The organism is Alcaligenes sp. NLF5-7, assembly GCF_024266725.1.
In the GTDB taxonomy this organism is placed as follows: Bacteria; Pseudomonadota; Gammaproteobacteria; order Burkholderiales; family Burkholderiaceae_B; genus Alcaligenes; species Alcaligenes phenolicus.
Window position 1 is genome coordinate 44,557 of the sequence record NZ_CP100755.1, and the last position, 13,868, is coordinate 58,424.

Consider the following 13,868-nt stretch of genomic DNA (forward strand, 5'->3'; position numbering starts at 1 on the left):
CCAGGTCCCGCGCTCCTCAGCCCTGCGGGCTTGCCCTACAATGACGGCTTTACTACCTACCCCCGCATCTACATGGCCGCTTTGCGTATTCGCCAAGTCCGACTTCATAAAAAACTGTCTCTGCGCAAGCTGGCCGAGCTTGCCCAAGTCTCCCCCGGCCTGATCAGCCAGGTGGAACGCGGTTTGACCCAACCCAGTCTGGATACCCTGCGCCAAATTGCACGTGCGCTGGATACGCCCTTGTTTTCCCTGCTGGATGACAATGTGGAGCAAGTGGCGGTGGTGCGCCAGAACGAGCGCATGAGCATTCAATCCGCTTCGGGCGTGCAGTACCAGCGGGTGTCGCCGGGCTTTGGCAGTATTGAAATGCTGGCGGGCTTCTTGCCGCCGGGAGGAAGCTCGGTCGGGCAGCGCTGGAGCCACCCTGCCGAGGAATGTGTGCTGGTGACGGAAGGCCAGCTGCTGGTCGATGTAGGGGATGATCAGCACTGTCTGCAAACGGGCGATAGCTGTTATTTCAACTCCAGCCTGCCCCATGCCTACCGCAATCCTTACGACACGGATGTGCGCTTTATTGTGGCGATCACCCCACCCAGCTATTAAGCACGAGCACTAGGCGGCGCTGTGCAGCTGGGCCTGGATCAGGTCCAGCTCGGTTTCATGGCAACGCTGCAAACGTAGCCAGCGGTTTTCATCCATGTCTGCACCGCGTGTCGCCAGCATGATCAAGATGCAGGAATTCTGATCCAGCGGCTGCACCATGGCGCTGATGCGCGGCGTACGTTGTGTGGCGCTACCTACCCAATAGCGAATCAGCCCTTGCTCGGCCAGAATCTCCACGCTGACATGGGTTTGGCCACCATCAAACAAGGACGTCCCCACCACCAGGCCAGGCGCCACCGTTTCGGTGTCAAAGCAGCCCAGAGACCAGCGTCCCAGCGCATCCAGATCCGCCATATAGTCCATCACGACCTTGGCGGATCGTTCGATACGACGGCTGGCCTGATGAGCCCAGGTTTGGCTATCCATATCCCCTCCTCCTTTACCAACCGGCTTGCAAGGTGTCGCACAAGCGCAGTACATCCTGCTCGGTGCAGACATTACCGGGCGACAGACGCAATACGCCGTCACGCTGATCGCAATAGAGCTCCTGCTCACGCAGCTGATCCACCATAGCCTGAGCGCGTTGGGCACTGCTGGCGCGCAACATGATGCTGCCGCCGCGCTCGTTCTCGGCCAATGGGGTCAGCACGGGCCAATTGGCTTTGGCCGCACGATCCAGCAAGACCGCCGTCAATGCCCGGTTTTGCTCCAGCAGTTTTTCTACGCCAGTTTCCAGCACGAAACGCATGCCAGGCAGGGACGCAATACTTCCCAAAATAGCCGGTGTGCCGTGGTCGAAACGACGCGCGCCATCAGCATAGCTGAACTGGTCCAGATTCCAGTTAAAGGGATTTTCCTGGCTGAACCAGCCGCGAAACTCCGGCTCGCACTGCTCGATCAAATCTGCACGCACATGCAAGAGGCTGGCACCGGACACGCCGCATGCCCACTTCAAGGAGGCCGACAAGGTAAAGGCCACGCCTTCATGCACGGTGAACGGCACCAGCCCGGCAGCTTGTGTCAAATCCAGCGCCATCAGGCTGCCGTGCTCCGTCGCACATTGCGCCATGCGATCCACATCCACCCGGTGCGATGACGTAGAGCTGACCCAGGTCACCAGGGCCAAACCCACACTGTTATCCCAGGCATTGATGAAATCATCGTCCGTCACATAGGACAGGCCCGCACTCAAAGGTACGGTGCGCAAGGTGAAGCCCAGGCGCAAGGCCAGTTTTTGCAACAGGAAATGCAGGCTGGGAAAGCAATCGGCCGCAACCAGCAAGGTACGTCCTTTAAGCACATGCGAAGGCAAAGAACCCAGAATGCTGTAGAGGCCGCCAGTGACATTTTCACTTAGCGCAATATCCTTGGAATCAGCACCAATCAAACGGGCCCAGGCATCCATGAAAGCCTGTTTCTGGCCCAGAGCGTACCCCCACTGGGCATCGTCCTGCGCCGACCAGACCTGGCTGAACTGATCCAGCTCGGCACGCATGGCCGCTTCCTTGCCCTCGAACATGCCAATGGAGTGATAAAGAAAATATCCGGACATCATTTACTTCCTTGAAAATCAATCGGCCAACTGACGGCCAGAGGTTTCCTGCACCGTGCTCAAAGCCACAATCCCGATCAGCGCCACTACCATCACGTAAAAGGCAGGTGCCATGCTCGAACCGGTCAGGCCCGTCAGCCAGGACGCCACGAATGGCGCCGTCGCTCCACCCAGAATGGTGGCGATGTTAAAGCCCAGCGACACGCCGCTATAGCGTACTCGCGTAGGGAACAATTCGGCATACAAGGGGTAGCCCACGGCCTGCACTACGATGAAGGGCAAAATGGACACGGCCACCGCGATCACCGCCAGCGGGAAACTGCCCCATGAGGCGACCCACATCGTCAGCGGCACCAGCACCAGATAGCCCAGCAAGCCAATCGTCAGCAAGGGTTTGCGGCCAAAGCGATCAGACAGGCCACCGGCAAAAGGCATGATGAAGGCCGAGCACAAGGTGACCAGGGAAATCAGCCAGAACACCGCCGTGCCGTCGTATTTCAGGGTGTGAATCAAATGGGTACTCAGATAGACCACGCCCACGTAGCCTGCTGCATTCTGCGCAAAACCAATAGCAATGACTTGCAAAAGGGGACGGCGGTAATCACGCACAATCAAGGACAGGGGCGAGTGCTCGGGATGATGGCTTTTGAGCATTTCCTTAAAGCGCGGCGAATCCTCGATACGTGAACGAGCCCAGACGCACAGAATGATCAGCGGAATGGACAGCAGAAAGGGAATACGCCAGCCCCAATCCAGCATGGCTTCCTTACCCACCAGCGCCGTCACCAACCCCGCGACGCCGGTGGCCAGGGACAAGCCCAAAGTGGCGGCGGCCGGGTTGAACGCGCCAAAGAAACCGCGCTTGCCGGGAGGCGAGCATTCCGCCACATAGGTAGCTGCGCCCGTAATTTCACCACCGGCAAAAAAACCCTGCAGCAAACGACACAGCAATAGCAAGGCCGGTGCAGCCAGGCCCAGCGTGGCGTAGGTAGGCAACATGCCCATCAAGGCGCTGGCCACTCCAATGCCCACAATCGTGAACATCAAGGCAGCGGTACGGCCATGCTTGTCGCCAAACCAGCCAAAGAAAATACCGCCTAAGGGACGTGCCAGAAAGGCGCCGCCAAACACGGCCAATGTGGACAGCAAGGCCGCGTTCTCATTGCCGGCGTGAAAAAACAGCACGCTTAGCGTCACAGCCAGGACGCCGTACAGCTGAAAGTCGTAATACTCGATCATGGTGCCCAAACCCGCTGCGCTGGCGGCACGCCACGGCGATACGGGGGCCTCGTCCTGTGGGGACTGTTTCTTGCTCATGTCTCATCCATCCTGATACGCATAATGCGTCTATTCTGTTTAGTGTGGCTAAACAAATTATACGGATGAATATTTCAGCTTTCAATCACTGGGAAAACCCTAAAGGTCGGGGTCTTCGGCCCTGTCCTTGTCCATGGCTTCCTGAACCCAGCGTTGGGCCGGATGCAGACTGATGCCCTGTTGACGCAAGCGCCGCAGAATATCGAGCATCAGATTGCTGCGCACCCGGCGCTGGACTCGCATGGTATTGATGAAACAACGGGTGCTGAATGCCACCCCATCCCCAAAAATTCCGTCGCAAGACAAGATAGGGGCTGGCTCGGTCAGAATTTCCGGTTCGGACTGTACGGCCTCACGCAAAATCTGCATGACCGCATCCGCGTCCACATCCAGCGGAAACAGCAAGCGGGACTCGATCGCGCCCAAGGAGGTCGGGGTGTAAGTCAGATTACGCACCTGCCGCCCCATCATCTGGGAGTTGGGGACCATGACCATGGTGCGATCAAAGCGCTCAACATAGGTCGCCCGCAAGCGAATCTGGCGCACATTGCCTTCGCTGCCCTCTACCTCCACCCAGTCTCCCACTTTGACGGGACGCTCGACCATCAGCATCAGGCCAGAGGCAATGTTCTGCACAATGCCTCGCAAGCCAAAACCCAGACCCACCGTCAAGGCCGTAAAGATCCAGGTCACCGATTCAATCGGCACACCCAGCATGGACAGGCAGATCACCAACAGAACAAAATAGGCAACGTACCCAACCATGCCCACGATCGCATTTTGCAGGCCCGGCTCCAGCGTGGTGTTAGGCATGTAATTCTGACGCAGCCAGGTGCGCAGAAAATGAATCAGAACACCTCCCACCAGCATCACGCCCAAGGCAATCAGCCACAAGTCCAGGCGCCACTGCACCGCTCCAAGACGCAAGGCCTCACGCGAGACATCCAGTCCCGACTCCAGCATCTGTTTGGGTTCAGTTAACCAATCCCCACTCACCATCCAGATCGCCAGAAGCAACACGCTCATCCGGGCGATAGCAAAAAACACAACAATGAACTGGCTTTGCACGCGAATCGGTGCCGCATCAGGATCACGGCTGCGGTTGTGCAAATAGGCCAGCAAGGAGTCCGAGATGTCCTGCAGCCACACCATGAAGACATAGGCAATCAAGCCAAAGATCAAAGGCATGGTGATGAAGTGGGACATCAAATCATCCGACAAGCCCTGCCACCCACCGATGAACAGCCCAGCGACCAGAACATAGACGGCGACGGCCCCTTTGAAGACCAGGCGCGCCCAGCTACGCGCTGTTCTGACAGAGTCCTGCCCCGACGATTCGGTCTGGCCAAACAGCTCGGCCCGCAGTATCCACAAGCCATAGCCATACAAGACCAGGTAAAGCAGGCTGGTGATGCCATCCATCAAGGCTTGAAACGTGTCTGACGTTCCTATCGAACCTTTGAAAAAGGTCGCCACAATGTCCAGATAGGCAATCAGAAAAAAGGCGAGTGCAAAATAACGCATTCGCCCTTGCGCCTGAGTCGACAAGGGCAGCAAGCGCCAGGAGGCGCGACTCTGGATCAAGATACCTTTCATGGTGGCCAGCACCACCGCCGCCACTGCCGCTCCGAACTTCAAGGTAGCCAGCAGTTCAAACTGCATGGCGCTAATGCCTGGGCGATCGAAGAACAGCTCAATCAACTGATCCACCAGAATCAAGCTGACAAAAAACCACAACAGGAAATTGGCCAGAGTCAGGCTGGAGCGGCGCAAACGCCCTGTCGGTAAATAACGACTGATCCACACCGGCATCAGTCGCAGCAAAACAAACCCCATGATCAGAACGGCGATCACCATCCCGAATGATGCGTTACTTTGCTGCCAGCTCGTGTCTTTCCAGGTTTCACGCCACTGCTGAGCGAAGTCGGACAGTTTTTGCCGATCCGCCGGCCAGGCCTCGCTCAATCCAGGCAGACTTTGCAACAAGACCAGGGAAGCACTGCGTTGCCAGCGCTTGGCATGTTCATAGCGCGCTGTCGCATCCCGCAACAGCTGACCTGTCTGTTCCGTTTCCAGTTGCACCAGGCGTGCTACCCGCAAGTCTGCGCGCAAGGCCGCGTCAGCCCGTCGCAATTGCTGACGCTCGTTATGAAGTGTGGTTTGGTCTGCCTCGTCTCCAGCATCTTCACCCAGCTCCTGCAAGCGCGCCCGCAACAAGCGGCTACGTCGCTCCAGCTTTTGCACGACCCGGCTGGACAGATCGCGCGCATGGGTGAGCTTCTGCTCGAACTCGTAGCTACGTTCGCGTCGTATGGAGGTTTGATTGCCTTCCAGGCGATACTGCAAAAGGCGAACTTCATCTTGCGCCTGCTGCAGCTCCCGCATCAGCTGACGCTCTTGCTCAATCTCGGACAGGGTTTGTGCCTGAGACCCGCCCCCCAGCAGCAGGCCAATAAACAAGAGCAAGACCTGCACACCTAGTCGTAGCGTCTTCATGGCTGTTGTCTCCCTGGGGCCTGCCTGTTGTTTTTATCGAGGTTCAATCATTCAGCAAGGGGTTGCCGCTTTCACTCTGGCTGGCGACCGGTGTATTGGGCAATACCGTCATGGTCTGAGTATGGTGCAACGCCAGACCTTCCTTGCGTAATTCATCCAGAATATCGAACATCAGGACACTGCGTACCCGGCTGCCAATGCGAGGCGAGCTTACATAGCAGGTCGCCGTAAACTGCAAGCCGTTAGCATCAAAGCCGTCCAGCGTCACATCCGGCGCCGGGTCGGCCAGCACGTCACTGTAGTTCTGCATCACATCCAGCATGATAGAACGTACCCGTTTAGCGTCTGTGTCGATAGGCATATTGATCTTGACCTTCACCACCCCCAAGGGGTTGCTCAAGGTCACATTACGCACGGTTTTGGTGATGAATTCGGAGTTCGGCACGATCAAGGTGGAGCGGTCGAACATTTCAATTTCCGTGGCACGGGCATTGATCTTGCGTACATTGCCCTCTACCCCGTTCAGGCTGACCCAGTCCCCAATTTTGATGGGACGTTCGGCCAATAGAATCAGCCCCGATACAAAGTTCTGCACCACCGCTTGCAAGCCAAAACCGATACCTACCGACAAGGCTGAAATCACCCAGGCCATGCGCTCCAGACCGATTCCGAGAGACGAAATCGCCGTAGCCACCACAATAAAGTAGCCCACATAGCTGAACAGATTAGCAGTAGACACTCGCATACCCGGATCGATACGCGTGGCGGGTAAAAGCTGGTTGGCAACCCAGCGCTGCAAGGCTTTGACAAACAAAATGCCCAGCACCAGAATCAGTACGGCCAGCAGGACCGAGCTGGGTTTTAACTGAACCTGACCTAAAGAAAAACCTTTAACCAAAAAGCCCAAACGACGCTGCAGCCACTGCGTGGGGTCTTCCCCAAAAGGCAGCAAGACCAGGGTAATCGCCGTAATAATCAGGCATAAACGCAATGCTCCGGACAGCACGATCACGATCTGGCTGCTGCCACGCAATTGCGTACTGCTCCATTCATTAGCGGCGCGCTTCTCTTTAAATTGCAGCAAGAGGCTTTGACCGATATCCGCAATCAGTGCGACCAGGACATAGCAGGTGCAAATCACCAGACTCAGCCACAAGACCTCTTGCACAATCAGACTGCTCAAGGCGATGTAGCCCAGCAAGAAGGCAATCATCCCTAGCCCAATGACCACACCCAGGGTGATAGGAATGGCGCGTAACCAGGTCGCCCCCTGCTGAACCGAAGCCGTTTTCTGCGGGTCCTCGCCGCCCTCTGGAACGGGGGTCTTCTCACGCCCCTGGCTCAAGTTCCAGGCTGCAATGGCAATAAAGATGCTCAGTGTCAGCGTGTTAAAGCTGTTGACCAGCAAGGTAGTGCTGAGCGTGGCGTTGATCAGGCCCAGCAATTGCTGCGACATCCAGGTCAAGGCCACCATGATGCCCAGAGCAATGGGCAACCATGCCAGCTTCAAAGCTACATTGCTGGGGATGGGAGGCAAGCGCCAGCTAGGACGCTGCGCCGACAGGAGCACGCGGCCCATCCCGGTCACAAAGCCACCCAGATACAAGGCGAATACGGACTTGGACACAAAGCTGGACAGATCCGGAGCCAGATTGCCGTTCCAGTAAAACAGCCCTGCCGCCACCGACGCCAGCAAACCGGGCGTCAGGCTGTAGAGCACAATCAAGGCCGTCGCATAAAAAGAGCGTCGCAAGCGCGAGGGCTTGGTGTGGTTGATGGTAAAACGCTCCAGCCCCCGTACCGCCCAGACCGACAAAGCCAGCAAGACCAGAGCCAAGGCTCCTGCCGACCACAGCACATAAGCGGGCAAATCGATTACCCGCTGAGCCAGCTCCTTGCGCATGCGTTCAACCCTGGCCAGATCACCGGGCAAATCGCGCGACACATTGCGCCAGAAGCGCGGTGTCAACACGGACTGCGACTGCCGACCCAATTCCGCCTGGAAAATTACGCGGCGCTGCTTGGACACCTGATCCAGGCCTTGTGTTGTTTCCACGCCGATCAAACGGGCCAGCTTGATCATGCCGTCCAGCTCGGTCACCGCCTGCTGCAATTGAGCACGCTGGCGCGCAATGTCCTCGGACTCCCCCGCCGGATCATCCACAGGCCCCAACTGATTCAGACGCGCGGTCACGCTCAACAGCTCAGGCTCCAGACGCACACTCATTTCCTGAGCCTGCTCTTGCGCCAGCAGCAACTGATTGCGCAAGGCAACCAGATCGGAATCGCCCAAGCCATCATTTTTCTGCAAACGGTCCTGGACAGTTTGCAGCGTGTCACGCAATTCATTCAGGGATTCACTGGCCTGCGCAGGCGTCAATGCCACTGTCTCGGCCGTCACAGGGACAGCGGTAACAGCCAGCACCACAGCCAGCAGCCACAAGGACAAAAAAGCACACAGGCGCGAACGGCGAAAAGCGTGCATCAATAAAACTCCGGCTAAACAATGAGGCCCCAAGCATGAAACCGCCAGGGCAGCAGAAAACATGCACAGAATACCGAACTATTGTGGGCTTGGCGCATGAGGTATTCACGAGAACCCTGTTTTTTTAGGCGATAAACGCCCCGAACTGCTCACTTTTCAGGTTCCGGCTCCTTTACTCCCCCTCATCTCCCCTTCTGGCTGAATGCCAAGAAGCAAAAAAACCGGCCATAACAGGTGCAAAACACCTACCCCGGCCGGTTATTCTGCCTGCAGGCATCAAGCCTCAGGCCCAGGAACAAGCAGGATTAACGAATCTGCTCCGCCACCATGAATCCGGACGCTCCCGCCAGACCTGGGCCTGGATGGGTGGACGCACCAATGTGGTAGACGTTCTTGTACGGTGTAGCGTGAGAGCGAGCGCCATTGCTGGACGCAAAAGGGCGCATCCAGAAGAACTGGTCGGGGGAACAAATGCCCGAGTACGGGTCCCCGCCCACCAGGTTGCAGTTGATGGATTCCAGGTCGGCTGGCGACAGCACTTTCTGGCCCACGATTTGTTGCCGCAAACCGGGCATGACGCCTTCCAGTTGGTCGATGATGCGCTCGGCCACGGCCTTGCTGACTTCTTCGGTCCATTTGCCGTCTTCTGGCACTTCGATCTTGCCAGCAGCATCGCCGCGTAGCTTGGATGGCATGTCCTGCATCTGCATCCACAGTATCCATTTGCCTTCCGGCGCACGGCTGGGGTCCAGCGAGCATGGCTGACCGATAGCAACAGTGAACTTGGCCGGGATCAGGCCGTTATTGGCCTGGGCCACGCTCATGCTGACGTCTTCCAGGCTGTCGGACAGGTGCAGCAACGGTACTTTCAGCAGCTCTGGATCGCTCCAGTTAGGCATGCTGTCCAACGCCAGATGAATTTGCATGTCGCCACGGCCAAAGCGGTAGGCATTAGCTTGTTCACGTACTTGAGCGGGCGCGCCCGGCAACAAACGACCATAGAGCTGTGGCGGTGTAACGTTGCACACCACATGGCTGGCTTCGTAGACTTGGCCGCCGGCACGCACGCCACGGGCTTTTTGTCCTTCCAGCACAATTTCTTCCACTTCGGTGTTCAGTTGAATACGGCCACCAGCCTTTTCAATAATGGCGCACAGAGCACGCACCAGATTCTGGCCGCCACCTTTCACCACGGGCATGCCACCGGCCACCACAGCCGCAAAGGTCAGCTTGCCGATCAAGGCCGAGCAGGCGTCGTCAGGGCCCAGGCCCGAGTGCAAGACCCAGGGAGCCATCATGCCGCGCACACGGTCATCTTTCAGTTCACGGTCAGCCCAGCGGCGGAAGGATTCCAGGGACTCGCGTCCGTACTGGACCATGCCGTCCATGCGGCGCTTGCGCCATTGCGAGAACAGCAAACCCAACAAGCCACGGCTGTATGGCTCGGTGCCCAGCAAGCCGAAGGTCAGGCCCGCATCGCGCTCGAACAACTGGCTGCACATGGCACCAAAAGCATCGCCATCACCAGCTTGCAAGCCATTGATACGCTGAATGGAATCGCCCACATCGTGGCGCAGGGCCAGGCCCTTGCCATCGCTGCCCACCACACCGGTGGTATAGCCGTTTTCCAGAAACTCCACGCCCTGGGCGGCCAGATCGTCTTTCAAACGGGCATAGGCAGCGCCGGATGTGAACAAGGGGTACCAGGACGACAGCAACTCATGGGTAAAGCCCGGAAACAGCTCCTCGGTACGGATACACCCGCCCGCGCGGTCGTTACGTTCCAGTACCAGGACTTGCTTGCCCTTTTGCGCCAGCAAGGCGGCACATACTAGGGAGTTGATGCCACTGCCCACCACAATGACGGCATACGATTTTTTATTTGTTGAGTCTGTCATCCCACACCTTTTTTAAATTGCCCTGAACGGGGTCAGGGCTTGTGAACACACAACAAGAAACAGGTGTTCACAAGCCCTGGACATCTTTTACCGCACTTTTTGATTTATGAGCCAGACGACTGCGCCGGCCAGCGTTCAAACCAGTGACGGGGCGACTTGCCCTGCTCCGGCCCGAGCACGGAAAAGCCACCGTCCACGGGCAGATCAATCCCTGTCATCCAGGAAGCCGCGCCCGACACGGCAAACAAGACCACCTGAGCCACTTCTTCGCCGGAACCGACTCGACCCAAAGGATGAACCTGCGCCCCCACCTGATTGGCCAGCTCACGCGAACCGCCGCTCATGCGTTCAACGGACGGCGACCAGGTCCAGGCGGGCGAGACTGTCAGCACACGAATGCCCGAGGGAGCCAGCTCCACCGCCAGACTCTTGGTGAACTGCAGGATGGCCGCTTTGGAAGCGGGATACAACGCACGTCCAGCCACGCCAAACTTGCCACCCGTACTGCCCATATTGATGATGACCCCGCCCTGCCCCATATAAGGCGTGGCTTTCTGGGCCAGAATGGCGCTGGAGATCAGGTTCACGTCCAGCGTCTGATGCCAGAGCTCGCGGCTGGAGGCCAGGCCTTCATCGCCATACGAGCAGGCATTGTTGACCACAATATCAATGCGCCCGGTTTGCGCCAGAGCCGCCTGTACACAGGCATCCAGCTGGGCATCGTCGCAAATATTGGCGGCCATGAACTGAGCCTTGCCCACCGCTTGCAAACGCGCCTCGGTACGCTGACCTTCTTCCTGACTGCGACCCACGATCAGCACCCACGCACCGGCGGCACACAGAGCCAGGGCGATGTCCGCCCCCAGCCCTTGCGTGGACCCGGTCACGATGGCGACCTTACCTTGTAAATTCACCTTCATGTCCTGCTGCATGTGCTTCTCCTACTGTGCTTTTGGTGCGCCGAACACCGTCGCCCAATCTTCGTCCCGGTCAATATGAGCAATCAGGCTCATGCTGGCCAGGGAGGCCTCATGGGTCGCGGGGGGAGCACCACAGGCGCTGGCCACCACCGCCACCTCATAGCCCATATCCACCGCATGGCGCACTGTGCTCTCGACTACAGAATGGGTAGCCACACCGGCAATCACCAGACGCTCCACGCCCAAACGACGCACCACCGGCTCCAGCGCGGAGCCAAAGAAAGCGTTGATACGCGTGTGGTGAACTTCAAACTCATCGGGCAAGGGAGCCAGCCCGTCAAAGAACTGGGCTCCCCAACTGCCAGTCTGCATGGCACCGATTCGTTTCACATTGTGCAGAATCGGTGCATTGCACAGCAGGTCGGCATAGTCAGGCCGATAGCCCACCCGCACATGCACAATGGGTACGCCCTGTGCGCGGGCCTGCGCCAGCAAACGGCCTGCGGCCTCGATCAAGGCCTGACGCTGGGGGCTATTGGCCTCTACCCCCACGCGGATCAGGCCATCGGCGTGCAGGACGTCGTTTTGATAATGCAGGGCCAGCAAGGCTGTGTGATGGGCTGCCGACATTAGATGTACACCTGAATAGCGCCGTGAACCGCGTCACGATCCACCAGGTTCACCTGCTTCATGCGCAGTTTCCAGCCACCGCCCTCCTGGGCCTGCAGCTTGTGAATCAGGCTGCCCACACGGTAGACCGGATCCTTGCCACGCCACTCCATGGAGTGGAAGCTGGAACGCACCACCAGATAGCCTTCCAGATCAGTGCCATCAATCATCACATTGCCCAGCACACGGCAGGACTGTGTGATTGGCTGCTGGGACCAGTTGCGGTGGTTTTCCAGACGACGGATACGCAGTTCACGCAGCAGCTTGTTTTCCCAGCACAGGGAAATGTGCTCGTAAGGGCTTTCCTGATCGTAGCTGTGAGGAATCCAGTACATGCCCTCCTCGGTCCACAGATCCAGCCATGCTTGCCAGCGACGCTCGTCCAGCAAACGAGCTTCGTGATAGATGAACTGCTCCACTTCACGGATGGCTTCCAGGCTCAGGTTCACAGGCGTGACCTGATCCACGCTGACGTCAAAATCAATATCAAACAACATAAGAATTCTCCTTGGCTCGGACAGCAGCCCGCTTAAGCCTGTGTTGCGGGGGCGATGGGCTCACCAGAAGCCGAACGCACCGTGGCTTTACCACTGTCTTCCGACTGCGCAGGCGCGTCGTACAGACTGGTAGTCATGAAATGCTTCCAGGCGCGGAACTGATTGCGCATGGGCAATTCGCTGGTGCCGTTGGTGGCGACCATACCGCCTTCGATAGGCTTGTCGGTGCCGTCATAGCGGTGCATGCTGATCCAGTCTCCGCCATTGGTCTGGTTACCTTCCTGACAGCGGCCATAGACTTCGATATCGTCCGGCATCACGTTGGACGACGGCGAGTTGATCAGGTTGGCGTACATCAGGCCGCGCTTGTAAATATCGTCAGGCGCACCTTTCAGGCGGAACAGCTGGATTTCCACATGAGTGCGGTCCACCGCCACCGGGCGAATCACACGGAACTGCTGGAATACGGTGTGGGGCGAGCCACTGCCGTAAATAATGCTGTTGTGACGGTTCTCGCCCAGAATGTTCAGCGCTTTTTCTTCGCCGTAAGCTTCTTTCAGCGTTTCGTAGTGCGCCTTGGTGATCGGGTCGGTTTCGATGGCACCGGGATTGAAAATCCCTTCCATGTAGCCGTGGCCGTTATCAAAGGCATACAGGTCCAGCTTTTCCCAGAAACCGTAGGGCTCGCCGTTACCGTCCATGATGTGCAGTTCCAGCGGCATGGAGCCGTAGTCTTCGGCCTGCTCGCGGGCTGCCACGTAGGACGACTCGTGCGTCACGTTGGCGTGCATGGTGTCGTGCAGGTTCTCGTAGAACACCTTCCAGTTGGAGGGCTGCCAGACCTTGAAGCTGCCACCGGCCACTTCCACTTCACCCACGGGTGAGCGATCGCACAGATTGTCGATGGAGGTGATGATGGGGCCCAAAAACTCTTTCAGGTCCGGGCCGTGGGCGCTTTGACAGGCAAAAACAAAACCACGGTAGCTTTCCACACGAGCCACACGGCGCATGGAGAAGTCCGGGTGCTTGGGATCAAAGCAGGTGTTTTCCAGGCCGTTTTTCATCGGAGCGGCCAGATGCTGACCGTCCAGCTTGAACGTCCAGGCGTGGTAAGGACAGCGGAAGAACTTGCCCGCGTTGCCACAGCCATCGGCCACTACTTTCGCACCCTTGTGCGGGCAACGGTTGTAGAGCACGTACACCTTCTTGTCGCTGCCGCGCACCATGATGACGTCCTGGCCGCCCAACAAGGTGGTGTGGTAGTCGCCGGGATTAGGCACCTGGCTGTCGTGGCCGATGTAGATCCAGGCACGGCCATAAATGCGCTCCATCTCCAGACGGAAGATCTCGGGGTCGGTATAGACCGATTTATGTACGCTGTCTCCCCGCACCAATGCGGACAGCTGTTCGTTGCTATAGCTCATCATTACC

The 13,868-nt window shown here is 57.9% G+C and carries 11 protein-coding genes; 1 reads left to right on the forward strand and 10 read right to left on the reverse strand.

Going from position 1 to position 13,868, the window contains the following annotated elements:
* Positions 1-30: 30 nt before the first annotated feature.
* Positions 31-603, forward strand: a complete 573-nt coding sequence (locus tag MID00_RS00275) for a helix-turn-helix domain-containing protein (RefSeq protein ID WP_009459475.1) — start codon at positions 31-33, stop codon at positions 601-603.
* 9 nt (positions 604-612) lie between these two features.
* Here MID00_RS00275 and MID00_RS00280 read toward each other — a convergent pair whose 3' ends face one another.
* The 10 genes from MID00_RS00280 to MID00_RS00325 form a co-directional block, all read right to left on the reverse strand.
* A complete protein-coding gene (locus tag MID00_RS00280) occupies positions 613-1,029 on the reverse strand; it encodes a hypothetical protein (protein ID WP_254499501.1) in 417 nt (138 codons plus the stop codon).
* A 13-nt stretch (positions 1,030-1,042) separates the two neighbouring features.
* Positions 1,043-2,158: an aminotransferase class V-fold PLP-dependent enzyme gene (locus MID00_RS00285; RefSeq protein WP_235484240.1), complete on the reverse strand. Its 1,116-nt coding sequence runs from the start codon at positions 2,156-2,158 to the stop codon at positions 1,043-1,045.
* A 15-nt stretch (positions 2,159-2,173) separates the two neighbouring features.
* Complete coding sequence (locus tag MID00_RS00290) at positions 2,174-3,472, reverse strand: MFS transporter (protein WP_009459482.1); 1,299 nt, start codon at positions 3,470-3,472, stop codon at positions 2,174-2,176.
* A 99-nt stretch (positions 3,473-3,571) separates the two neighbouring features.
* Complete coding sequence (locus MID00_RS00295) at positions 3,572-5,968, reverse strand: mechanosensitive ion channel family protein (protein ID WP_254499502.1); 2,397 nt, start codon at positions 5,966-5,968, stop codon at positions 3,572-3,574.
* A 43-nt stretch (positions 5,969-6,011) separates the two neighbouring features.
* On the reverse strand, positions 6,012-8,453 hold the full coding sequence (locus MID00_RS00300) for a DUF3772 domain-containing protein (RefSeq protein ID WP_254499503.1): 2,442 nt from the start codon (positions 8,451-8,453) through the stop codon (positions 6,012-6,014).
* Positions 8,454-8,758: 305 nt separating this feature from the next.
* Positions 8,759-10,351, reverse strand: coding sequence for an NAD(P)/FAD-dependent oxidoreductase (locus MID00_RS00305; protein ID WP_254499504.1), 1,593 nt, complete (start codon positions 10,349-10,351; stop codon positions 8,759-8,761).
* A 104-nt stretch (positions 10,352-10,455) separates the two neighbouring features.
* Entirely contained in the window at positions 10,456-11,283 is an 828-nt protein-coding gene (locus MID00_RS00310; protein ID WP_254499505.1) for an SDR family oxidoreductase, read from the reverse strand.
* A gap of 9 nt (positions 11,284-11,292) precedes the next feature.
* On the reverse strand, positions 11,293-11,901 hold the full coding sequence (locus MID00_RS00315) for a cysteine hydrolase family protein (protein WP_035268323.1): 609 nt from the start codon (positions 11,899-11,901) through the stop codon (positions 11,293-11,295).
* A complete protein-coding gene (locus MID00_RS00320; protein ID WP_254499506.1) occupies positions 11,901-12,437 on the reverse strand; it encodes an aromatic-ring-hydroxylating dioxygenase subunit beta in 537 nt (178 codons plus the stop codon). The genes MID00_RS00315 and MID00_RS00320 overlap by 1 nt, the downstream gene beginning before the upstream one ends.
* 32 nt (positions 12,438-12,469) lie before the next feature.
* On the reverse strand, positions 12,470-13,861 hold the full coding sequence (locus MID00_RS00325; protein WP_035268328.1) for an aromatic ring-hydroxylating dioxygenase subunit alpha: 1,392 nt from the start codon (positions 13,859-13,861) through the stop codon (positions 12,470-12,472).
* Positions 13,862-13,868: the final 7 nt, after the last annotated feature.

Coding starts and splice junctions, on each gene's coding strand:
- MID00_RS00280 (WP_254499501.1), bottom strand. CDS start 1,029: ATGGATAGCCAAACCTGGGCTCATCAGGCCAGCCGTCGTATCGAACGA.
- MID00_RS00285 (WP_235484240.1), bottom strand. CDS start 2,158: ATGATGTCCGGATATTTTCTTTATCACTCCATTGGCATGTTCGAGGGC.
- MID00_RS00290 (WP_009459482.1), bottom strand. CDS start 3,472: ATGAGCAAGAAACAGTCCCCACAGGACGAGGCCCCCGTATCGCCGTGG.
- MID00_RS00295 (WP_254499502.1), bottom strand. CDS start 5,968: ATGAAGACGCTACGACTAGGTGTGCAGGTCTTGCTCTTGTTTATTGGC.
- MID00_RS00300 (WP_254499503.1), bottom strand. CDS start 8,453: ATGCACGCTTTTCGCCGTTCGCGCCTGTGTGCTTTTTTGTCCTTGTGG.
- MID00_RS00305 (WP_254499504.1), bottom strand. CDS start 10,351: ATGACAGACTCAACAAATAAAAAATCGTATGCCGTCATTGTGGTGGGC.
- MID00_RS00310 (WP_254499505.1), bottom strand. CDS start 11,283: ATGCAGCAGGACATGAAGGTGAATTTACAAGGTAAGGTCGCCATCGTG.
- MID00_RS00315 (WP_035268323.1), bottom strand. CDS start 11,901: ATGTCGGCAGCCCATCACACAGCCTTGCTGGCCCTGCATTATCAAAAC.
- MID00_RS00320 (WP_254499506.1), bottom strand. CDS start 12,437: ATGTTGTTTGATATTGATTTTGACGTCAGCGTGGATCAGGTCACGCCT.
- MID00_RS00325 (WP_035268328.1), bottom strand. CDS start 13,861: ATGAGCTATAGCAACGAACAGCTGTCCGCATTGGTGCGGGGAGACAGC.